Origin of the sequence: Paenibacillus sp. KS-LC4 (genome assembly GCF_036894955.1) — a bacterium.
Lineage (GTDB): Bacteria > Bacillota > Bacilli > Paenibacillales > Paenibacillaceae > Pristimantibacillus.
Map to the genome: position 1 here is coordinate 4,370,166 of NZ_CP145905.1, position 22,155 is coordinate 4,392,320.

Genomic DNA, 22,155 nt, shown 5'->3' on the forward strand with positions numbered 1-22,155 from the left:
TATTTGCAAGCACTTATTTTTCACTGTTAGCCTTTCCCCTGTTTCGCTCCGAATACTCTTATAAGTGGCTCATTTATAAAATAAAGCAGCTCCCGGCTTCCATGAAGAAAGCAGGAGCTGCCGCGCCGCAAAACGATTATATTTTATGAGGAATCGTAATAAAAAAGGTTAGACGGTCAGGTCCGTCAGCATAAATGTGTATGGCGCCTTTATATTTGTCTACAATCGACTTCACGATGGACAAGCCCAAACCTTGGTGATCCTGCTGATCCTTCGTAGAATAGCCAGATTGGAAGAGCGGCATCGCTGCCACCTTCTCAGCGTCCTCGCAAGTATTCGTAATCGTGAACTCAAGCAGGCCATTACGCTGCAAGCCTTGCAGCTCCACTACGCGCATGCTCTCCGGATATCTCATCGTCTCATCAAAAGCATTGTCAATGAGATTGCCAAGTATACGATTCAAATCGAGCGTCTTGACGCCCATTTCCAGCTTGTCAAAGCTCGTAAAGGTGCACTCAAACATAATGCGGTAGCTTTCCGCCTGCGATGTTTTCGAGCGAATGAGCGCGGCAATCGCCGGATTGCCAATATTAATAATGTCGTTCATTTGCCGAATTTCACCCGTCAGCTCCTTCGTATAGGCAATGAGCTCCTCATGCTTGTTTAATTCCGCAAGCGAATGAATGGTCTGCACATGATTAAGAAAATCATGTCGCTGCGCCCGAATCGACTGAAACATCTGATTGATTTCATCGACGTACGTTTGCTGGGTGACCTGCACCGCATTTTCGCGGGAACGGCGGTAATAGTTCATCACGACGCCTGCCGTCACCAGGCTTAATGCTGTTATAAGAACAATGATGATGGCAATATTCAACAGCTGCGTAGACATCTGGTCGCGAATAACCTGGTAATCGGATACGAGCGTCAGCACATAGCTGTCCATAGGCACGCCGTTCTCATCTACAATATTCAGTCCTTTGTCCTCGGTAAAGACGGGAATGAACATTTTGAAAACATGCTTGCCGCCCACTATTTCATCGACAGTTACCTTTTTCTTCGTATTAAAAGCCTTGGACACATTAGCTACGTCACTATCCGCAACATAATTATAGCTTCCGTACAAAATCGGCTGCTGTAAAATATGCTCCTGCACTTCGCCGTTTGGGTGAACGGTCTCGAAAGGCCCCTTCGAAAACGTCTCCGGATTAAGGACGGTTACCTCTAGCAACGCCTTATTGCTTTCAATCGTCTTCTTAATCAGCGAATCTACACCCGTCAGCTCCTCATATTCCGCCAGCTTCGTGTAGCTGATATAAGGATCGGTTATGTAATTCGTCGTCCCGTCAAAATAATAGCCCCATTTATAAATGCTGCCTGGATCGGTGGAAGCCACCTCGAAGGGGCCGCTCCAAAAATTAGGCAGCGATTTGCCTAACCAGTCGATTTTCACATTTCGCTGATCGAACAGCTGGTTGAATACGATAAACCACGGGTCCCATGATTTTGTGCTTTTGCCAAGCTGTGTCTCATCAGAGGATTTATAGAGCAAAATATCATCCTTGACGCGCTTAAGCAGCGTAATATGGTTAACGCCAAGCTTTGCGCTTAGCTCCACCAGCTGCTCGTTCGTTACTTTATCCACGTCGGGATCAAGAGCATATTGAGCTGCAATGGATACGACTCGAAGCTCATCGCCGATTAAATCCTGATAACGCTCTGCTCCAAGCCGCGATTGCTCCACTGAAAATTCAATCTGATTGGCTACCGCGGCAACCTCACGGTTCAGTGCATCCTCCAAGGATTCCTTCGTTAAAAAATAATAAGCCGTATTGTTCAATAAAACAATGACTACAATAACTGAAATCGCCATAAACCATATATTCCGCTGCATGTATTGCTCCTCTATCTTCTACGCTATTAACTAGATTATGTACGATTTTTAGGCAAACGACAATAAACGTTTTTCTTACACCGCCTTGTGAGCTTTGCCATTACTTGCTCCATCGTCTGAACCATAGGCGAAGCGCCCATTTACGCTCTCCGCGTTTTTTGTATTTCGGCAGCGTTCGATAAATGCGCAAGCCTTCCTCGATTGCCTCCTTCGCCTCCTGCTCCTTGCCCATCGTCTTGTAAATGCCTGCCAAGCGCTCATAAGCCTCGCAGGAGGACGATTGAATACGCTGAAACGCTTCAATATACGAAATAGCCTGGGAGGAGTCTTTGCCTGCATACAGCGCAGCCAAACGCAAATAAGGCGCACCGTATTTTACCCGTTCATTTAGCGCAAGCGCCCGTTTTATAGCCCCTTCGCCTTGCTCCATCTGTCCCGTTTGCAGCATGCAAAGGCCTAGATCATCCCAATATTCAGCGGAATCCTCAAGCGTATGCTCCATTGGAGAAAGCCAGCCTAGCGCTTCGTTATATTTTTTCTTCTCAATTAAAATTCTTGCGATTTCCTGCTTGGAGGACACATCGTTAGGCGCCATATCAACATGACGTCTAAGCTTCCTGAGCTGGCTTGATCTGCGTAAAGGCCGTACAAAGCTTGGCGTCAAACCGACAAATCGGCGGTCCAGCGCATACAAAATAAGCAGCAGTACGATAATCGCAATAAACGGATTTCCCGTAAGCCAAGTCAAGAAGAAAAATAAAAAGATTTTACTCATTCGTTCCTCCCATGCCTGAATAACACCGCAAGCGTTCCATGGAACAGCTCCGGCGTCAATTGGTTAATTTTTCATCTATCATACCATAAAATGCGCCGATTGCGCCCATTTTCTCCGCCAACAGCACCATTGGCACCCGTCATTCATACTATATTTTGACTGTATCCCTTAACCTTGTTAAACCATAAAAACCCAAGCAAGGAGGGGTGACTGAAAAGGTGAAAGGTAGCGACCATAAGAGCAAGTTTTTACTGACACATCGTGAACGCGAGGTTTTCGAGCTTCTAGTCCAAGACAAAACAACACGAGATATTGCGCAACAGCTGTTCATTAGCGAGAAGACCGTCCGCAACCATATCTCTAATGTGATGCAAAAATTAAACGTTAAAGGTCGTTCGCAAGCGGTTGTCGAGCTAATCAAGCTCGGGGAGCTGCAAATATAATTCACGGCTCTCCCTTCTTCATTGCTTCGGCAAAAGCCATTTGCTAATAGGTTGTTACCATTTATGGTATTTCGCGAGGCAGCATAGTGCGCTATGCTGTCTTTATTTTTTGTGGGTAAAAAAAGCAGCAAGCAGCTTGTCCTTATGGCTTCTGCTTGCTGCTGCTTATTCAATTGCAGTAGTATTAACTCAAGCTTAATGATGAATGTGCATGAACTCTTTATACCATTGGGGGATTTACCGAACAATTGATGGACACTGATTTATAGCTTCATTTTTGATGTCCTTTCCTCGTTTTAAACTCCTCCCAAATGACTATTTTTTATGTAATGGATTATGGATTCTCCTTCACAAAGTTTTGATCTTCCGCATAGTCCAAGTACATGGTTACAATACGGTTTAACGACTGTATCTCTTTATCGGTTAAATAATTTTTTGCGATTGTAACATCAGCTTTTCTTACCTTTGCGCCTTTCCAGCTTGTTAATCCCATATTGTCCTTTTCTGCGCTTGCACGCTCTGCAATCAGTTCAGCGGCGGTATGACCATGAATAGCAAAGTGCAGCTTGTTCTGCACCGTAGCAAAGAACTCCTTGGACATGCCTGCATTAGGATCATAATCAACAGAGGTAGCATATATATCCGTTATTTTGCGATAAAATCTTTTCTCCGATGCACGAATGTCACGAATGCGACCAAGTAATTCATCAAAATAATCTTGTCCGAAATTACGCATGTCCTTCAAACGCTCATCGTCCATTGTAAATCCTTTGACAAGGTATTCGTTTAGTCTCTCTGTTGCCCAACGTCTGAATTGTGTACCTCGATGAGAACGAACTCGGTAGCCAATTGCGATTATCATTTCAAGATTATAATGTTTTGCACGGCGTTCAACTTTTCTTGATCCTTCAATTTGAACTTGTAAGTATTCCTTACAAGTTGACTCAAAATACAATTCCTCTTCTTTATATATATTTTTGATATGAAGAGTGATATTTTGCGAGCTTGTCTGATACAACTCCGCAATTGCCTTCTGAGTCATCCAGACTGTTCCATTTTCCAGCTTTACGTCAATCTTGGTATTTCCGTCTTCCGTCTGATATATTAAAATGTCTGTATAGTTTTCCATTATACATTCACCTCTCTAAAACTTGTCCTTATCATACAATCATACGTTCCCATCTTATCATATTTGAATCGTTCACTGTGAAAAAAAAGCACCTCGCAAGGTCTGATTCTCCCCTCGCTAAGTGCCTAGCTAGTTCTTCAATCTGCACCTCAAAAGAAATTGCCTTAAAATCAAGGCAACCCCTACTCAACATTCAATCTATCCTGATTCCTTCAAAAAGATATCGCTCTACCCCTCCGAAACCTCTGGCAATTCCGCCTTCATGCGCTGGAACAAAGCAAATATGACCATACTGCTCAAAATAATAACTATACCCGACCAAAAAAACCAAATCTGTACGCCATACTTATCAACAATAGGCCCTGCTAATGCTAGCCCAATCGGGGAGGAGAGCATCATCACGCTTGTGACGAGCGAAATCACGCGCCCGAGCATGGAAGGCTCAAACGCCCTTTGGATCATAGCCATATAAGGCCCATTAAAGAAAGGTGCTGCCGCCCCCATAAAGAAAGATACGATTACAAAAAGTACAAAAGCCTCCTTGCTAATCACACCGCTCACCACACAGGTCAGACCGATCATACCCAAGCTCAGGCTCATATACGTAATGTCCTTCCATTTTGATGCGACTACCGAAAGCAATACGCTACCCGCAATCATACCAATGCCAAACATCGCTTCAACGAGGCTTGCACTGTAACCCCCACGCCCGAAATGCGACAACGTCATGAAAGGAAACAATGTCGCCAAAGGCATAAAGACGATGCTGAAAATAGCTGTAGCTACCGTAATTACAACGATTGGCTTTACTTTAATGAATGCAGCCCAGCCTAGCTTAAACTCCTTGAAAAAGGATGGCGCTTGTGTTATCTCCGGCTTTGGCTGATAAATCTTCACGAACAATAGCATGACATTGGCAATTAATGCCCCTGCCACATCAAGGAACAACAACGTTCCAAGCGAAGTTGCTGAATAAATAGCTATGCCAAGCGCCGGTCCGATTACACTGGAAAAGGAATAGACCATCTGCTGCCAGCCCGCTACACGCGTCAACTGATCCTCCGGTGCCATTAAGGGGATCGCAGCTTGAAAAGCAGGCGCATGGAATGCGGAAGCAGCAGAGCGAACCATTAAAATAACGTATACAAACGCTAGACTCGGCTCGCCAATAAAGAAATACAGGCCTAAAATCAAACTAAAAAAGGCAATGGCACTATCGGCTATAATCATCGTCAATTTACGGTTCCAGCGATCCAGCCATACGCCAATAAAGGGCCCTAAAATCGCCTGCGGCAAAAATCCCGCCAAGCCAGCGATCATTAAAACCGAAGCGGACCCGGTCGTTTGCGTCAGATGCCAAATAACCGAAAATTGTACCATCGAACTCGTCAATATGGAAAAGATTTGTCCGCTGAAAATAATCGCGAACGTTTTTTGCCATTTAAGCTGCATGGATATAGTCTCCTTCATTCGTTTTGACTATGACATATGCACCTTAACTTAACGTAAACGCATCGAATGGGTCAAAAAAGACACCTCCCAAAATTTAGCATTATTATAGCAAATAATAGTGACCCAGAAAAGACAAATTAACGGAACGCAAACAAAAGCAGCCGGCTCCCATTCGCCGGCTGCTGCTAACCATTCCATGCTTTAGCGTGAATCACGCTGAAGGCTTCATGTCCAATTTTTCACTAAACGTTAGTCGTAAATCATCGGGCTGCTTCTGTGCGCATTCGTGTAATTATCGCGGTCTGTACGGTCAGTCATACTGCGGTAAGTCATGTCGCCATCATAACCACGCGATTCGATTTTATTAGCGTTCACCGGGAACAGACGCTCTGCCATAGCATTAAATTCAACCAAGAAGCCTTGGATCGGATGACCATTGCGTACATCTGTCATATAGCTGGTCATACGCCCGACAAAATCCGGGTTTGCCGATACGTACACATTGTCCACACCAGGCTTCACCTTTCTGACTTCCTTGGCGATTTCGGCTTTAATTTGCTGTGTCAGCGCGTTTTCGCCTGTGCTCATCGTATTCATGCGGCGTTGGTAATTGGAGCCGTCTCGGCCCATATAGCTGGAGTTTGTGCGGCTCATCAGCTTTTTATCGCCATTTTTAAGGTTGTCCTCAAAGGATACCGCCACATAAGCATTGTTATCGGTCAACATCACATTCGCTGATCTCACATTATGCTTATTGACAATGCGCTTTGCAATTTCTTCGCTCATTTCCATTTTATAATTTTTATGACTCCCTACAATATTGTTGCCCCGAATATTTCTGCCGTTTACGTAGTTTTTCTCATTCATATGATCGTTGGCAAAACGATCATTTAACATTTTGTTGCCATTGGCATCTTCCCTTACCATTTTGGTACGAATGTTCTTATTACCTAAATCCCCTTGATTGGTTGCACAGCCTGTCAGCATAGCACTAAGCAAGGTCCCCGCAGATAAGACAGCAAGAAAATTCATTTTACGCATGTACCGTATTCCTCCCTTGTTGTTACTTGCAGGCCTCATGACCCGCTATTAGGATGGTCGTCCTTGATTGAGACTATGCACGAATTGAACTTGACAAATTGTATGGGGAGGAGTAATTTATTATCAGGTATTAGCATCTGGTACTAAATTATGAAGGAGTTGTTTTCAATGACCATTTCCACACTTGTTCATTCCCATGCAACAGTAACGGCTATTGGCACTTATGTACCTGATCGCATTTTAAGCAATCAAGATTTGGAGAAGCTTGTCGACACCTCGGATGAATGGATATTGAAGCGCACTGGCATCCGTGAGCGACGAATCGCCTCGAAAGAACAATATGCGAGTGATTTAGCCATTGAAGCCGTTCGCGATTTGATCAACCGATATAATAAAACCGTGCAAGATGTCGACTACATTATCCTAGCTACCTCTACACCGGATTCGTTCGTCCCAAGTGTAGCTTCCCGTGTGCAGGCCTTTTTCGGCATGCAGAACTGCGGAGCTGCTGATTTGCAAGCCGCATGTGCCGGCTTCACTTCCGCCCTGCAAATGGCAAACGGCCTATTGCTCTCCAAGCTATGCCGCAAAATTTTAATCATTGGCACTGAAACCCTTTCGCGTGCTACAGATTATACAGACCGAACAACCTGCATTTTATTCGGCGATGGCGCAGGTGCCATGCTCGTTGAAACGACCGATCCCACATCTTCTCCGGGCGACATTCTGGCTTCAAATGCAAGCACCGATGGCGAGCAGGGTCATCAAGTATACCGCAGCAGCCTGGCGCCGCACATTGGCAGCTTCGAGCTTTCTCAGAACAGCATGCTCGTCCAGAATGGCAAGGAAGTGTACCGATGGGCATTAAGCCGCGTAGCAGCAGGCATTCAAGAACTGCTGGACGGCAGCGGGTACACCGCCCAGACGATTGACTGGTTCGTTCCGCACAATGCCAATCAGCGTATAATTGATGCTTTAAGCGAGCGTGTCGGATTTGCTGCCCAGCAGGCGCTGTCCAGCATTGAGCATTATGGCAATACCTCTGCCGCCTCTATTCCGCTGGCGCTCGATGCAGCCGTTAAAGACGGCAGAGTGCAGCCGGGACATCTGCTGCTGCTGTACGGCTTTGGCGGCGGACTTACGCAAGCTGGCGTTATTATGCGCTGGTCCATTTAAGCCGCCGCAGCCATTGCAGTCTGCCCCAAGACACATTAAGCAAATAATATGGATAGCATCGCATGCAGCCTATGGGCATAAGTATGCTCGCTCAGCGTGCGATGCATGCCGCGTATCGCAATTTCCTTGCGTTCATTTTCATGATTCAAATAATAGTCCAGCTTTTCCACCATTTCCTGCGGGGATTCATACGTTACTATTTCTACGCCAGGTGTATAAAAAGAAGCTATATCCTCCCTCACATCCGTAAGCTGGAGTACGGCGCAGGCAGAAATTTCAAAGGTGCGAGGATTCGGCGAAGAAGCCGTAACCCCAAGACTATTGCTGTTAAAGGGATCATCGTAAGCCCTGTGCATATTGATGACGATTTTGGAGGCATTATAAGCAAGCGCTGTATCATTCGGGGTCAACCAGTCACCTAGATTAATGATGGAGCGAAGACTGTCGAAGTCTTTCAGTCGATCCCACCAGATCCCGGATATGAGCGTATCCCTAGAGGCTAGATAGGAAGCTGCCTCATTAAAAAATTGAATTCTATTCATATAGCCCGAGCCAATAAAGCTAATCTCCTTGCGCTTGCTGCGCTCCGGCTTCATTGGTCTGAATTGGGCAGGCATAGCGCAGAATGGCAAATAATGAACCTGCATACAGCCGCGCTCCTGATAGAGCGCCATGCAATTACGATCAAGTGTAAATACGGTATCATAGTGCGGGGCAAGCGTTGAAGTAATATCTGCATAATACGGGTCATCTGTAAACCAAATAGCTGTGCGAATATTGAGCGCCCGCATAGCATCAATTTGCGCTACATCAAATTGCAGACCATCCAGCACAATAACATAATCTGGTCGCACCCGCGCGGCGATTTCTGCTACAGGCTCACCCGTCTTCACGACGGTTAACTGAGCTACCATTCCAGATAAAGTGTCTTTTACCGCTTCGTCAAGCGGAGAATAAGGCAATCCCTTGCCCGTTGATACGTACATAACATGCACAGGCCAAAAGCCTGTTACCGGCGGAATACGGCTAATAATCGACTCGCATTGACCAAACCAATAGCCTTCATTCCAGCCTGCTTGATAGCCCTCAGCTCTCCCTAGTTCCAGCTCAGTAGGTGGATTATGCCTTTTTTGCACAAGCGTTCTCGTTTTAGCCATTCGAGTCTCCCTCTTCCGTAATAAGCTGTAAAAGCTGTACGACACGTGATCTGAATGTATGATCCTTAAGCGTGCGTCGCAAACCATTAACCGCGATTCGGCTGCGCGCTTCCTCATTTTCTAAATAAAAATCGATTTTGGCTGCAAGCTCCCCCGCATCCTGATACGTTTCAATTTCCAGTCCCGGCGTGTAATATCGTGGCAAATCCTCGCGAATATCCGTTAACTGAAAGGCTCCGCAAGCGGCGATTTCATATGTTCGGGGATTGATTGAACGTCCTAGGCTTTGAAAAGCATTAAAATTGTCTGAGCCCATCTCTGTTGTTCGATGCATATTAATGACGATTTTGGCGCTGTTATAATAAGGAACCGTCTGTTCAGCACTTAACCAGTCAGTGTTAATAAACGACTGCATCCGTCTGTAAGCTGATAATCGCTCCCACAGCCCTCCTGACAGGAAGATTTTGCGCCCCTTAGCCAGCAACCCCTCGCTAATGGCATTAAGGAGTTCAATCCGGTTCCAAAATCCTTGTCCAATGAAGCATACATCGCTTGCATACACAGATTCCGTTCTTTGCGGTCGATATAAGCCGGTATGCACAGCCAGAGGTAAATAATGCACATGGGCGCAGCCAACACTGCGATACAGCTCTAATGTTCCAAGCTCATGCGTCAGCACGACATCATAATGCGACGCCGCTATTGCCGTTTCCTCTGTCATGTAAGGATCATCTACGAACCAAACTGCTGTGCGGATGCCCTGCTCCCTTACCGCGCTGATCTGCTGCAAATGATTGGCTGGAAAAAAATGCAGCCCATTCATCACAAGCACGATGTCGGGGCAAATTGCTGCTGCCTGTTCGGCAAGCAGCTCCGCATTTCCAATATGAAGCTCGGTTACACTCGCTTGCAGCGCATCAATGAGGCCTGCGTCGATCGCTTCAAAGCCTTGTGGAATATAGAGCAATCGCAGTGGGACAGGTACCGGCTCCGGCGGAGGCAAAAGTCCGCTTACCGCTAGACAAGCCCCATCGCGCCAGCCCGTATGAAAGCCCGCTTCATACCCACCTTGCTTTAATTGCTTGCGTGAATTATTTTTTCTGACCACCATTTGCTGCACCGCCTTGCTTCTTTTTCAATCGCTGCACAACATGCTTCCATTATTTATATGTCAACATGCACTCGCGCTTAGCGGCACTTGTCCCCGTATAAGAAAAATTGGCGTTTAACCTGCTGCCATCACCAAGATGCTCGTCATATAAGGATAGAGACACAGCGTGTCATTATGACAACGATCAAAAAATAGCCCTTACCCGCAAGATGGCTGAATAGACCATCAAACCGGCAGAGCTATTTTCTGAAAAATATTTGCAGCCCTCTCTGGCAAAGCTTGCATGAAGCGTTACGTGCTGGCTATGGTGCCTGCTCATACGCGAGCTGATGCCCATCTTCAAAGCCTTTCGCAAAGCCGGCATTATAGCCCATGTTATACGTTTGATTGAAGCCCTCGTCAAAGGTCTCTGTCCCGATCTCGCGACTTCTCGTCACTTTCCTGCGACGGCGCATTGATGATGCGCCCCCTCTTTTGGAACCTCTAGCTCTGCGTGTTCGCGTGCGTTTTGGACGCCGGGTTATAGCTTTCTTAGTAGAACGCTTCTTGGCTCGTTTACGAGCGGACACGCGTTTTTTTATACTCAATTCCAATTCCCCCTGTTCACTTGCGGGTGCCACCGCACCTGCTTTCCTCGCACCTTGTTATGGAGCCAAGGCTCGGGCGGCTTGCCCGTCCTTACCCGATAACTGCGCACCGGCCAGCCTGTCACGCTCTCAGCTAACTGCGCCTGCATGTTCGTCAATATACGTACATTTTCGCCAATTCGCTTGGCGGTTTGCGGGGCGAGCTCGGCAACATCAGCTACGCTGTTCAAAATGCGGGCAAGCGCGTGCTGGCTGCGCGCAATCGAAGAAAGCACCTCCAACTTAACCTCGCGCTCGCGGCGCACCATTTCCCTCAATTCCCGCCACCGAATCCGCCGCCAAAGTGAAATTCCGAGCCGGAGGAATGGCTATCCTCGCCTTCCTTCTGCAATACGGCTTTGAGCACGGATACAATGCCTTGGCTCATTTTGTTAATGCCCTCAATCGTCTCAACCATCTGGTCATGTACACCTAGCGTCTGCTTAAGCTGCGTCTGGTCGCCTGGAAAAGTGCCCGTGTGAATATGATTGCATATCCAGTTACGGGCCTTCTCCGCTTCCTGCGCCTTCGCCTCCAAAATTAGCGCCACGTTCCACTGCATATTGGCTGTAGCGCCCAACATGCGCATATAGGCTTGCTCTCGGTCCATGACATGCGCTCCCCTTTTCGCTTCGTCATTCTTCCTCGCCTGGGTTCAGCTCTTTTATCGTATAAGACAGTTGAGATGCCAGCGTCTCTTGCAGCTCAGCCATGCTGTTTAAATAAGCAATTACACTGCCCAGCAGCGCCTGCGATTCCCCAAGCAGATCGTCCACGCCGCCCAAATTCGGCCCATGATCAGGGAGGCTTTTCACAATTTCGGCCATTCGTACCGTGACATGGCGCTTTGCTTCCAGCACACGTGCCATCTGGCTGTTGGAATGGGATAAATGCTCAATAATTTCGGTTACGATATGCTGCATGGCCAACATTCCTCCTTCGAGCTATGGCTTGGCCCTGTGCCGCCACTTGTATAGGTGCAGCTATTTACAGCATATGCACGGCGGTACACAGTGATACTTGGCGCTGAACAGCGGCTTGATAACCCTTCTAAAGATGTTGGCGGAGCTTGACAGCGGGAATAATCGGCAAGCCTTCCGGAATGGCATGCAGCTGCTCCATTGTGAGCTGGACTGATGGCCTTGCCGTAAGCGCCCAGCCTTCGTAAGCGGCTTCCGTTATCATTTTTCGCTTCAAGCCCTGCTGCATATAATAATGAAATCCATCAAGTCCGCTAACGATTTTGCCATGGAGCTCGCTGCCTTCCATCACCAGCAGTTGCTGTCGCCTTGCATGGACTTCCTCGCTTGAAATCGGCGGTCCGATTGGCCATCGTCTAATATCGATTTGCCCGATATGAATGACTTCTCCAGCAAATTCGCCTTCAACAGGTCGCCTGACGCCGCCTTCAATCCAATACACTAAGCCTTTAATTGAAGTAACCGCTATGCTGTCTGGGTAATAGGCTGCCTCCCCAAGCACAGCGATTTCGGCCAGAAGTGCAGGCTGCTCGGCGAAGCGATGCTTCATGACGCTGACCAACTCATGCGGATTGCCCCATTTATTCATATAATGCTGCAGGTTACGGTTATTAACTTCCTCAAGCTGCGCACCTAGCGCCTTGATGCTGACGCTGCCAAAATGGTGAATAAACGAATCACGGGCAATGACAAGCGAATACCCTAGCAGCTTCACCCGAATGTTATAGTCATCGTCTTCAAAATTGCCGATTTCAAAGCCTTCATCAAAATAACCGATTTTCTCCCACAACTCCCGCCTCAGCAGCAAGCAGAAGCCTGTCAGCCGATCAACCTGCTGCCAGCGTCTAGCATCCGGCACATTATTCAACCTTGCAAAGTCGGGCATATCCGCAACATTCGTATAAGGAACCTCTATCAGCTGCTCGCCTCCGATATAATTCGTGACAGGCCCAACCATGCCGATTTGCGGATTGCTGTCCAAGCAAGCTATCATATTATCCAGCCAATTGTCAGTCACGAGCGTATCATTGTTTAAAATAAGCATCATTGTGCCTTTTGCCATCATCATGCCTCTGTTAACCGCTCCGGCGAAGCCGAAGTTTTCGCTTAAAATCCGGTAGCGCACCTGACCATCAAGCTGGGACAAATAGCTTCCCGTCCCATCGGTCGAAGCGTTGTCAATGACGATAATTTCATAAGCAAGATCCGTATGGTCCATAATGCTTTCAATGCACATCTTCAAATACTGGAGCTGATTATAGCTAGGTATAATGATGCTCGTTCCTTGAAACTTCTCATTATAGCTATTAAATCCCGCTTGCCGCCCATCCCGATAGCCTTGCTCGACACCCTGCGCATGCGATGCCTGCTGCCGTACGCGGGCTTGCCTAGTATTGCGGTGGCGTTTTCTTGCCGCTATTCTCCTCATTCTCCCGTCTCCTTCAACAGCCTCGCTGCGGCCTCATGCAAGGATTCGAACGTTCCCGCATCCGTCCACCATCCTGCAAGCGTATGGGAAGCAAGCTTTCCCGCCCGCGCATACATATTGTTCAGGTCGGTAATTTCCAGTTCCCCGCGCCCTGATGGCTCCAGCCGATCAATCGCTGCAAATACGCTGGAATCGTACATATAAATGCCCGTTACGCATAAATCCGATTGCGGCTTTGCTGGTTTTTCGTCTATATAAGCGATTTGCCCCGCATTCTGGAACACGGCTATGCCATAGCGATGGGGGTCTGGCACCTGCTTGAGCAGCACCATCGCACCCTCCTGCTGCCGGGCAAATTTCCTTACATACGGAGCCAAATTATCCTCGAACAAATTATCGCCAAGCAGCACGATAAACTTCTCATCATTTCGAATAAAATCGCGCGCCAGCTCCAGCGCCTCCGCAATGCCGCCCGCTTCCTCCTGAATGCGGTAAGTCAGCGAGACACCCAGCTCACGACCGCTTCCTAAATACTCTGCAAACAAACCGATCGACTGCCGTCCTGTCACGAGCAGCATTTCTTGAATGCCTGCCTGATGCAGCTTATTAATGCCATAAAAGATCATGGGATGCTTGCCTACAGGAAGCATATGCTTGTTCATTAAAGTGGTCAGCGGCCTCAGCCGCGTCCCTGTTCCTCCTGCTAATATGACTGCTTTCACGGTTCAACCTCCATGCCGCTTAAGCCTTAGCTTAAAGCGCAAACTCGCGGCAGCGACGGTAATCCTCAAAGCCGCCACGTTCATTCGATTGTGTAATCAGCCAGTGGATCGCTTCCAAATGATCCCCAACAATAAGATGCTCAAGCGGGCTTCGTCGTTCGCGCTGCGGCCTGCGCCGGTTCATTTTGCCAACATTGACCGTATGCACCGCCTCAACCTTCAATCCAAGCCGAATCGCTCTGGCGTGGGCAAGCGGTGGAACGCACAGCGCCTCCGCTCCGATTAAAGCTAGACCTTGTCTGCTTAACGCATGGGGGACGGCTGTGAAGGAGGCTCCCCTCAGCTCCGGGCGCTCCAGTACAATATTGAGCGCATGCTTCGCGAGCACGACGCTATGCACAGCGGTTTTGTCTATCGGGCCGGTATAACCATTTAAAGCGGCATCTACACCCCGATGCAGCACGGCATAAACAAAATGCCGCAATTGCGCGGTGCTTATGACCATATCTCCATCTACAAACAATAGCACTTGACCTAAAGCAGCCCGCGCTCCAATGCTTCGTCCAACATCATGGCCTAGCGCCTTCTCATAGCGAAGCACTCGCGCTCCCGCACGTCTGGCGATTTCGGCTGAACCATCTGTCGAGCCGTTTGCAACGACGATAACCTCAGTCCGTGGATGGACGCCTGCTGCTTCCCTAATGATCTTTCGAATGGTAGCCCGTTCATTCATAACGGGAATAATAACGGATACGACTGGAGACTGCAGCGGCTGCGCTTCTCCGGCATAATCGTCTGCGGCCATGCCGCTCTGGGCATAACGCGGCTTTTTCGCAGCACGGAAATTCCGGGCTTTTTTCCCCTTCGCACCCTTCGCTTTCTTCATCCGCTTCGTTCACCTCGGTATACGCCTATAGTTCAAAATAGTGCTGCTTAGTAATTACACCTCATTGTATGTACCTCCATCATCTGCGCAACGGCAAATGTACAACTCCCATGATGTCTGTCCCGCACCCATATCAAAAGCAAGAGGCAGATAACCGAAGTAATGCTGTTGTCTACGTCCTCTGGCGGCGCAGCGCGCTCCAATTTGAGAAATATAGAGGAGAGAGGAGAGGGGAATATCATACTCTTTCTAGGGCACGCCCTAGTCTTTCGAAAAAAAAGAAGCTCCCCTTGCGACTGCACAAGAGGAGCTCTTTCCATGTTGAATCGCTGAGTCTAATCTGCAAATCGCTAATGACATTTTTAAGCAGACCTTATTGTCCGATTGCAATCCAGTTAATAGTGCCAATGAAAGCTTCGCTGAAAAAGCGGCGATTAATGGATAGGATGGCATGACCCGGCTCCTTCGCTTGAATGCATACATAGCAGGCCGGATTATCGCTCGTTGCTGTCAGCACATATTGATTGCTTGTAAACGGTTCGTCAAAAAGAATAACCTGCTCTAGCTGCTGCTTCTCAGGCGGAAAGCTGTACGGGCATAACCCAAATTGCTGCTTGCTGATGCTGCCGCTCCGTCCAACGATTGGCGAAAAAGCAAGAGCTGACAGCTTTACGCTGGCAGGTGCAAGATGCTCGGCGGTGACAGCACCTACCTTAATTTTGTCGCCCGTTACGCTGTTGGTGGACAGATGCTCCGCTATCACGGCTCCTTCCGCCAGCGCCTCACTTCCTACGCTCGCAAAAGCCAGCTTCGCCCTCGTTACGCTCGCTTCGCCCAGCTTTTCTGTCGTGACGCTGCTATTCGCCAGCTTTTCGCTCGTTACGCTCTCTGCCGTCAAATGCTCCGCAACAACGGCTCCTTCTGCCAGCGCTTCGCTTCCTACACTTGCATAGGCCAGCTTCTCCCTCGTTATACTCGCTTCGTCCAGCTTTTCCGTCGTGACGCTGCTATTCGCCAGCTTTTCGCTCGTTACGCTCTCGGCCGTTAGATGCTCCGCTATTACAGCTCCTTCCGCCAGCGCTTCACTTCCTACGCTTGCATAGGCCAGCTTCTCCCTCGTTACGCTCGCTTCATCCAGCTTCTCTGTCGTGACACTGCCACTCGCCAGCTTATCGCTCGTTACGCTTTCGGCCGTCAGATGCTCCGCTATTACAGCCCCTTCCGCCAGCGCTTCGCTTCCTACGCTCGCATAGGCCAGCTTCTCCCTCGTTACACTCGCGTCGCCCAGCTTTTCTGTCGTGACGCTGCTACTCGCCAGCTTATCGCTCGTTACACTCTCGGCCGTCAGATGCTCCGCAACAACAGCTCCTTCTGCCAGCGCTTCACTTCCTACGCTCGCATAGGCCAGCTTCGTTGTCGTTACGCTCGCTTCGCCTAGCTTTTCCGTCGTGACACTGCCACTCGCCAGCTTATCGCTCGTTACGCTCTCGGCCGTCAGATGCTCCGCAATCACGGCTCCTTCCGCCAGCGCTTCACTTCCTACGCTCGCATAGGCCAGCTTCGTCGTCGTTACGCTCGCTTCGCCTAGCTTTTCCGTCGTGACACTGCCACTCGCCAGCTTATCGCTCGTTACGCTCTCGGCCGTTAGATGCTCCGCTATTACGGCTCCTTCCGCCAGCGCTTCGCTTCCTACGCTCGCAAAAGCCAGCTTCTCCCTCGTTACACTCGCTTCGCTCAGCTTTTCCGTCGTGACGCTGCTATTCGCCAGCTTTTCGCTCGTCACGCTCTCTGCCGTTAGATGCTCCGCTATTACGGCTCCTTCCGCCAGCGCCTCGCTTCCTACGCTCGCAAAAGCCAGCTTCTCCCTCGTTACACTCGCTTCGCCCAGCTTTTCCGTCGTGACGCTGCCACTCGCCAGCTTTTCGCTCGTCACGCTCTCTGCCGTCAAATGCTCCGCTATTACGGCTCCTTCTGCCAGCGCTTCGATTCCTACGCTCGCAAAAGCCAGCTTCTCCCTCGTTACACTCGCTTCGCCCAGCTTTTCCGTCGTGACGCTGCCACTCGCCAGCTTTTCGCTCGTCACGCTCTCTGCCGTTAGATGCTCCGCTATCACGGCTCCTTCCGCCAGCGCTTTACTTCCTACGCTCGCAAAAGCCAGCTTCTCCCTCGTTACACTCGCTTCGCCCAGCTTTTCCGTCGTGACGCTGCCACTCGCCAGCTTATCGCTCGTCACGCTCTCTGCCGTCAGATGCTCCGCAACAACGGCTCCTTCCGCCAGCGCTTCGCTTCCTACGCTCGCAAAAGCCAGCTTCGCCCTCGTCACACTCGCTGCGCCCAGCTTTTCCGTCGTGATGCTGCTATTTGCCAGCTTTTCGCTCGTTACGCTCTCGGCCGTCAGATGCTCCGCTATTACGGCTCCTTCCGCCAGCGCCTCGCTTCCTACGCTCGCATAGGCCAGCTTCGCCCTCGTTACACTCGCTTCTCTCAGCTTTTCCGTCGTGATGCTGCTATTCGCCAGCTTCTCACTCGTTACGCTTTCTGCCGTCAAATGCTCCGCAACAACGGCTCCTTCCGCCAGCGCCTCGCTTCCTACGCTCGCATAGGCCAGCTTCGCCCTCGTTACACTCGCTTCGCCCAGCTTTTCCGTCGTGACGCTGCTATTCGCCAGCTTCTCACTCGTTACGCTTTCTGCCGTCAAATGCTCCGCAACAACGGCTCCTTCCGCCAGCGCCTCGCTTCCTACGCTCGCATAGGCCAGCTTCGCACTCGTTACACTCGCTTCGCCCAGCTTTTCCGTCGTGATGCTGCTATTTGCCAGCTTCTCACTCGTTACGCTTTCTGCCGTCAAATGCTCCGCAACAACGGCTCCTTCCGCCAGCGCCTCGCTTCCTACGCTCGCATAGGCCAGCTTCGCCCTCGTTACACTCGCTTCGCCCAGCTTTTCCGTCGTGATGCTGCTATTCGCCAGCTTTTCGCTCGTTACGCTCTCTGCCGTCAAATGCTCCGCAATCACGGCTCCTTCCGCCAGCGCTTCACTTCCTACGCTCGCATAGGCCAGCTTCGCCCTCGTTACACTCGCTTCGCCCAGCTTTTCCGTCGTGACGCTGCCATCTGCCAGCTTCTCGACACGAATCGAGCCATTTTTCAGCTTGCTTCCAAAAATGCTCTCATCCTCAGCGCGATCAACCGTAATAACATCGGCCGCGAGATGCGCTAAAGACAGCGAGTTTTTACGAATATGATAGCCCTGCACCGTTTCGGCCCGAAGATGCTTGCCGGCTATCGTCTCCAGCTGCAAATGCTCGCCAGACACAGAATCCTTTCCAAGCTTCACCTCTGTCACACTGCCATCCTGCAAATTAGCGCTGGCAACGCTGTTTATTGCTAAATGTCCCTCGCCGATGCAGTACAGCTGAATATGCTTTTCTCCTACAGAAAGCGGGGCCAGCTGTTCAGCGGTTACGGCTTGGCTTTGCAAATGCTCCGTACCGATAATACGCGGCTGAAGCGCTGCACTACCGATTGCCGCCTCCTGAATATGCCTGCCTTCAACGCTCGCTTCGGCCAAATTAGCCGCCGTCACAGCTCCTTCCGCTAAATGTACATCGCGGATGCTGCCTTCCTGCACATGAATGCCAAGCACGGAGCCATTGGATAAATGACGGCTGTGAATCGCTTCACCCGCAATATGCTTCGACTTCACAGCATCAAGCGCCAATTTCGCCGAGTGAATCGCCAAGTCAGCAAGCTGTTCACTGCCAACCGCTCCCGGCTGCAAATGAGAGGCCGCAATAAGCCCGTTTTGGAGATGCTCCTTGGCAAGCGAGCCTATCTGAATGTGCTTACCTTCAATAGCCGCCGGAGCAATATGCTCGCCTTGCACCGTTCCTGGGGCAAGCTTCGTTCCCGTCACGCTGGCTTCAGCAAGCTTTGCTGCCGTTACACTGTAATCGGCCAGCTTATCCGAGGTCACCGCTTCTGGTGAAAGCTTAAGTGAATTAATGCTATGATCTGCTAAATGATGGGAAGACACAACGCCAGAGGCAATATATCTTTCTGTCACAGCTTCATAAGCAAGCTTTGCGCTCGTCACGGCGCCATCATGGAGTATTCGAGTTGTAACCGCATCATCGGCTACATGCTTCTCATGAATAATCTGCGGCTGCAAATGATTGGCAGCTATCGCTTCAGCCGACAAAGCCTCACCCGTCACAGCTCCATTTGAAAAATGGTATGCCCGCAGCGCTTCTGGCGCGATTTTGTGAAACGTAATCGCTTCATCACGCAATTGTCTCGTATCGACCGAATGATCTGCAAGATGTGCAGCAGATACGGCTCCTGCGGCAAGCTTCGTAGAGGTAACGCTTTGCTGAGCAAGCTGTCTGCTGCCCACAGCCGCATCCGTCAAATGCTGCACTCGAATTGCTCCCGGCGCAATTTTCTCATCGGTGACGGAGCTGCTGCGCAAATGCTCCGTACCAACTGCCTCTTCCCGCAGTTGGGCACCGGACACGGTATTGACCGCCAAATGACGATTGTGTATTTGTCCGTCCGCTATTTTCTCAGCAGATATGCTGAGGCGGCTCAAATGACGTGCTTGCACCGCATCGTCAGCGAGCTTCGCTGCGGTTACACTTTGCTCCGAAAGCTTGGAAACGGTAACCGCATGATCAACCAGCTTGATCGTCGATACAGACTGATCCATCAGCTTGGAGGCTGTTACCGCTTGATCAACGAGATGCCCGCTTTCGATTTGGCGCGGTGAGATATGCGGCCCCAGAACGGCCCCTGCCTGCAGATGTGCGGTGGACACCGCTCCGCTTGCTAGACGCTCGGAGTCTACGGCGCTGGGCTGCAACTCCCTTGCGCCGACCGCGCCGACTGCCAGATGCTGGGCGCTTATTTCGCCTGGGGCCAAATGCTTTCCCAATAGGACGCCGACAGCAACATGCTCGGCGAGCAACACGCCAGGTTTAATGTGGATGGATTCGATGGACCCTGCAGCAAGCTTCTCCGTATTCACAGCGCCATCGCGCAGCTTGGAGCGGGTTACAGCTCCATCTGCCAGCTTGGAATTGTTTACTGCATCATTCGAAAGGTGCTCCGGACGGATGGCTCCGCTTTTGATTTTGCTAGAAGTAACAGACTGCTGCCCTAGCAATTCCTCCGTTAAAAATTGCCGTTTCAAATGCCTCGCTTCAATTGATTCGTCGGCGAATTTGTCGGAGCCGATCGTACGATCAGCGAGCTTCTCGGAAGTAACGCTGTTATTTTGCAGCTTCTCTCCCGTAACGGAGCCATCTGCCAGCTTATTTCCCGCAATAGCATTGTTTGCCAGATGCTCAGCTATTATTGAATCTGGTGCGATTTTGCTGCCGGACACAGCTCCCTTAGCGATATGAATCGCTCCAATCGCATAATCCTGAACGGCTTCGGCCCCTACGCTGCCCGCACATAGTTTCGTAGAATTAATAGAGGCTGGTGCAATTTTGTCACTCGTTACCGAACCATCCACTAAATCGTCGGTATAAATAAACGGCTTCGGCCCGCCAAGCTCAGGATTTTGCCTCTCGGCTGCGAGCGCCAGCTTCTCCTCATAGCTCGGTTCGGCGTCTTCTTCATCTTCATCTTCAATGACGATTGCAAGCTCAATTGGCTGCTGGACGCGTTGGACGCTTGGCGGCGTTCCTCCCTGCACACCCTTGGGGGGCGTTTCTTGCTCCAAGGTTTGCGAAGGCAAGCTTTCTTGCTGTCCATCCATTGGAATACTTTGCATTTCTTCCGTACCCTCGTCTGTCAGCTGCTGCGCTTTTTCAGCTTGTGGCTGCTCAATGCGGGATGTATCCCTGAACGGCGCTTCCGGAGCCGAAATCGCATTAATGCGAACCTCCTTCGACTGCCCAGCTTCCGCCTGCTGCTTTGCTTCAGCCTGCTTCTGGGCCACTTGAGCTTGCGCTTGTGCCTTTTTGCTATTTAAATCATCGAGCCATTTCAATTCAGAAGCATTCGGATTATCAACGTAAAAAAGCGGCCTTTTTCTTCTCGAGCTTCCTGCTTTTCTGCTTTTCGCCATTGCCCTCTCCTTCTTCCACCTGATTTGTCTTAGGCAATATATGCACAAACCTATGGGCTCGTTACTTGATCTTGCGAAGCTGACAGGCGGGAGCCCATCAGCACAATAGGATGCGCCACCCTCCCGCGGTAATCCATTTTTACTTTTATACAAAAAAAAGGTCTTCCGATAGCGCAAAGCGCTTCGAAAAACCTCATAAAACAATAATAAATGACGCTGTCACAGCCTATTTGGAGCGGGACAGCAAATAAAGGAAATACGGAGCGCCAATGACGGCGATTACGATACCTGTCGGAATTTCCGAAGGCTGGAACGCCCAGCGGGCCAGCGTATCGGACACAATGACGAGCAAGGCTCCTGCCATCGCGGAAGCTGGAACGAGTATTTGATGCGTCGGTCCAACAAGACGACGAGCCAAATGCGGACCAATCAGCCCAACAAAGGAAATACCGCCGCCAACGGCCACGCATGTCGCAGCCAAACCTACCGCTGCTGCAAGCAGCTTCATCCGATCCTTCTCAACCGGCGAACCGAGTCCCGTTGCCATTTGCTCACCAAGATTCAAAACGTTCATTGTACGAGATTTGTACATCACGTATGGAATCAAAATGATGATCCATGGGAGAGCTGCAAGTACAAACTTCCAGTTTGTCCCATAAATATTTCCTGCAAGCCAAACCTGAACGAGCTGATAGTCATTCGGATCAAGCGCAAGGCTAAGCACAATCATAAGCGCACTAATTCCGGACTGCACCGCAACCCCGACCAAAATCATCCGCGTAGGCAGCAATCCATGATAACGTTTATAAGATAACATATAGATCATCAAGGCAGTAAGCGCAGCCCCGCCGAATGCCAGCATCGGCATAAAATAGGGCGATGCCATTTGATTGTCACGAAAAAAGGAAATGTACAAAATAACCATCAATCCTGCTCCAGCATTAATGCCCAGCAAGCCCGGATCAGCTAGCGGATTGCGGAACAACCCTTGCATGACACAGCCGGAAACGGCAAAGCCCGCACCAATCAATACAGCAATAACGATTCGAGGCAGCCGAAAATCAAATAAAATGAGCTCCTGCTTCTCCGTTCCGTACCCGAATAACGTCTTTAATACATCAAATGGAGAAAGCTTAATATAACCTGTATTCATACTAATGACAAAAGCTGTAATAATAAGAGCACCCATGATGGACATGACGATTATCGCTCGCCTTGTTCTAAGCTGTTCGCTTTTTGGAATTAAATTAGCAGTGCTCAT

General features: G+C 49.7%; 18 protein-coding genes. 2 read left to right on the forward strand and 16 right to left on the reverse strand.

Going from position 1 to position 22,155, the window contains the following annotated elements:
• Nucleotides 1-136: 136 nt before the first annotated feature.
• The gene (locus tag V5J77_RS18415) at nt 137-1,894 is read right to left on the reverse strand and encodes a GHKL domain-containing protein (protein WP_338552268.1); all 1,758 of its coding nucleotides are present in this window, start codon (nt 1,892-1,894) and stop codon (nt 137-139) included.
• Nucleotides 1,895-1,994: 100 nt separating this feature from the next.
• Nucleotides 1,995-2,669: a hypothetical protein gene (locus tag V5J77_RS18420; protein ID WP_338552269.1), complete on the reverse strand. Its 675-nt coding sequence runs from the start codon at nt 2,667-2,669 to the stop codon at nt 1,995-1,997.
• A gap of 218 nt (nt 2,670-2,887) precedes the next feature.
• Between V5J77_RS18420 and V5J77_RS18425 the strand changes: the two genes are divergently transcribed.
• Nucleotides 2,888-3,112, forward strand: a complete 225-nt coding sequence (locus V5J77_RS18425; RefSeq protein ID WP_006040330.1) for a LuxR C-terminal-related transcriptional regulator — start codon at nt 2,888-2,890, stop codon at nt 3,110-3,112.
• A 334-nt stretch (nt 3,113-3,446) separates the two neighbouring features.
• On the opposite strand, the gene V5J77_RS18430 is transcribed toward V5J77_RS18425, so the two are convergent.
• The 3 genes from V5J77_RS18430 to V5J77_RS18440 form a co-directional block, all read right to left on the reverse strand.
• Entirely contained in the window at nt 3,447-4,241 is a 795-nt protein-coding gene (locus V5J77_RS18430) for a virulence RhuM family protein (protein WP_338552270.1), read from the reverse strand.
• Between the two features lie 228 nt (nt 4,242-4,469).
• Nucleotides 4,470-5,693, reverse strand: coding sequence for an MFS transporter (locus V5J77_RS18435; RefSeq protein ID WP_338552271.1), 1,224 nt, complete (start codon nt 5,691-5,693; stop codon nt 4,470-4,472).
• A 249-nt stretch (nt 5,694-5,942) separates the two neighbouring features.
• Entirely contained in the window at nt 5,943-6,734 is a 792-nt protein-coding gene (locus V5J77_RS18440) for a YhcN/YlaJ family sporulation lipoprotein (RefSeq protein ID WP_338552272.1), read from the reverse strand.
• 168 nt (nt 6,735-6,902) lie between these two features.
• Here V5J77_RS18440 and V5J77_RS18445 point away from each other — a divergent pair, with 168 nt between their 5' ends.
• On the forward strand, nt 6,903-7,910 hold the full coding sequence (locus tag V5J77_RS18445; protein WP_338552274.1) for a ketoacyl-ACP synthase III: 1,008 nt from the start codon (nt 6,903-6,905) through the stop codon (nt 7,908-7,910).
• Nucleotides 7,911-7,945: 35 nt separating this feature from the next.
• Here V5J77_RS18445 and V5J77_RS18450 read toward each other — a convergent pair whose 3' ends face one another.
• From V5J77_RS18450 to V5J77_RS18500, 11 genes are all read right to left on the reverse strand, one after another.
• Entirely contained in the window at nt 7,946-9,067 is a 1,122-nt protein-coding gene (locus tag V5J77_RS18450) for a glycosyltransferase (RefSeq protein WP_338552275.1), read from the reverse strand.
• Nucleotides 9,060-10,178, reverse strand: a complete 1,119-nt coding sequence (locus tag V5J77_RS18455) for a glycosyltransferase (RefSeq protein ID WP_338552276.1) — start codon at nt 10,176-10,178, stop codon at nt 9,060-9,062. Before V5J77_RS18455 ends, V5J77_RS18450 begins: the two co-directional genes overlap by 8 nt.
• Before the next feature lie 302 nt (nt 10,179-10,480).
• Nucleotides 10,481-10,633, reverse strand: a complete 153-nt coding sequence (locus V5J77_RS18460) for a hypothetical protein (protein WP_338552277.1) — start codon at nt 10,631-10,633, stop codon at nt 10,481-10,483.
• Between the two features lie 128 nt (nt 10,634-10,761).
• Nucleotides 10,762-11,082, reverse strand: coding sequence for a hypothetical protein (locus V5J77_RS18465; RefSeq protein WP_338552278.1), 321 nt, complete (start codon nt 11,080-11,082; stop codon nt 10,762-10,764).
• Nucleotides 11,079-11,414: a restriction endonuclease subunit S gene (locus V5J77_RS18470; RefSeq protein WP_338552279.1), complete on the reverse strand. Its 336-nt coding sequence runs from the start codon at nt 11,412-11,414 to the stop codon at nt 11,079-11,081. The genes V5J77_RS18465 and V5J77_RS18470 overlap by 4 nt, the downstream gene beginning before the upstream one ends.
• A 25-nt stretch (nt 11,415-11,439) precedes the next feature.
• Nucleotides 11,440-11,727 carry a nucleoside-diphosphate sugar epimerase gene (locus tag V5J77_RS18475; protein WP_338552280.1) on the reverse strand — a complete coding sequence of 96 codons (288 nt, stop codon included), beginning with the start codon at nt 11,725-11,727 and terminating at the stop codon, nt 11,440-11,442.
• Nucleotides 11,728-11,854: 127 nt separating this feature from the next.
• Nucleotides 11,855-13,213, reverse strand: coding sequence for a glycosyltransferase family 2 protein (locus tag V5J77_RS18480; RefSeq protein ID WP_338552281.1), 1,359 nt, complete (start codon nt 13,211-13,213; stop codon nt 11,855-11,857).
• Nucleotides 13,210-13,935 carry a sugar phosphate nucleotidyltransferase gene (locus V5J77_RS18485; protein WP_338552282.1) on the reverse strand — a complete coding sequence of 242 codons (726 nt, stop codon included), beginning with the start codon at nt 13,933-13,935 and terminating at the stop codon, nt 13,210-13,212. Before V5J77_RS18485 ends, V5J77_RS18480 begins: the two co-directional genes overlap by 4 nt.
• A 31-nt stretch (nt 13,936-13,966) precedes the next feature.
• A complete protein-coding gene (locus tag V5J77_RS18490) occupies nt 13,967-14,740 on the reverse strand; it encodes a glycosyltransferase (RefSeq protein ID WP_338556913.1) in 774 nt (257 codons plus the stop codon).
• Between the two features lie 454 nt (nt 14,741-15,194).
• Entirely contained in the window at nt 15,195-20,894 is a 5,700-nt protein-coding gene (locus V5J77_RS18495; protein WP_338552283.1) for a WIAG-tail domain, read from the reverse strand.
• A 226-nt stretch (nt 20,895-21,120) separates the two neighbouring features.
• Complete coding sequence (locus V5J77_RS18500) at nt 21,121-22,155, reverse strand: iron ABC transporter permease (RefSeq protein WP_338552285.1); 1,035 nt, start codon at nt 22,153-22,155, stop codon at nt 21,121-21,123.

What these genes read in the sequence shown, in the direction of transcription:
- V5J77_RS18470 (WP_338552279.1), bottom strand. Translation starts at nt 11,414, where the DNA reads ATGGACCGAGAGCAAGCCTATATGCGCATGTTGGGCGCTACAGCCAAT.
- V5J77_RS18430 (WP_338552270.1), bottom strand. Translation starts at nt 4,241, where the DNA reads ATGGAAAACTATACAGACATTTTAATATATCAGACGGAAGACGGAAAT.
- V5J77_RS18480 (WP_338552281.1), bottom strand. Translation starts at nt 13,213, where the DNA reads ATGAGGAGAATAGCGGCAAGAAAACGCCACCGCAATACTAGGCAAGCC.
- V5J77_RS18475 (WP_338552280.1), bottom strand. Translation starts at nt 11,727, where the DNA reads ATGCAGCATATCGTAACCGAAATTATTGAGCATTTATCCCATTCCAAC.
- V5J77_RS18500 (WP_338552285.1), bottom strand. Translation starts at nt 22,155, where the DNA reads ATGAGCACTGCTAATTTAATTCCAAAAAGCGAACAGCTTAGAACAAGG.
- V5J77_RS18450 (WP_338552275.1), bottom strand. Translation starts at nt 9,067, where the DNA reads ATGGCTAAAACGAGAACGCTTGTGCAAAAAAGGCATAATCCACCTACT.
- V5J77_RS18460 (WP_338552277.1), bottom strand. Translation starts at nt 10,633, where the DNA reads ATGCGCCGTCGCAGGAAAGTGACGAGAAGTCGCGAGATCGGGACAGAG.
- V5J77_RS18455 (WP_338552276.1), bottom strand. Translation starts at nt 10,178, where the DNA reads ATGGTGGTCAGAAAAAATAATTCACGCAAGCAATTAAAGCAAGGTGGG.
- V5J77_RS18495 (WP_338552283.1), bottom strand. Translation starts at nt 20,894, where the DNA reads ATGGCGAAAAGCAGAAAAGCAGGAAGCTCGAGAAGAAAAAGGCCGCTT.
- V5J77_RS18415 (WP_338552268.1), bottom strand. Translation starts at nt 1,894, where the DNA reads ATGCAGCGGAATATATGGTTTATGGCGATTTCAGTTATTGTAGTCATT.
- V5J77_RS18440 (WP_338552272.1), bottom strand. Translation starts at nt 6,734, where the DNA reads ATGCGTAAAATGAATTTTCTTGCTGTCTTATCTGCGGGGACCTTGCTT.
- V5J77_RS18420 (WP_338552269.1), bottom strand. Translation starts at nt 2,669, where the DNA reads ATGAGTAAAATCTTTTTATTTTTCTTCTTGACTTGGCTTACGGGAAAT.
- V5J77_RS18435 (WP_338552271.1), bottom strand. Translation starts at nt 5,693, where the DNA reads ATGCAGCTTAAATGGCAAAAAACGTTCGCGATTATTTTCAGCGGACAA.
- V5J77_RS18490 (WP_338556913.1), bottom strand. Translation starts at nt 14,740, where the DNA reads ATGGCCGCAGACGATTATGCCGGAGAAGCGCAGCCGCTGCAGTCTCCA.
- V5J77_RS18445 (WP_338552274.1), top strand. Translation starts at nt 6,903, where the DNA reads ATGACCATTTCCACACTTGTTCATTCCCATGCAACAGTAACGGCTATT.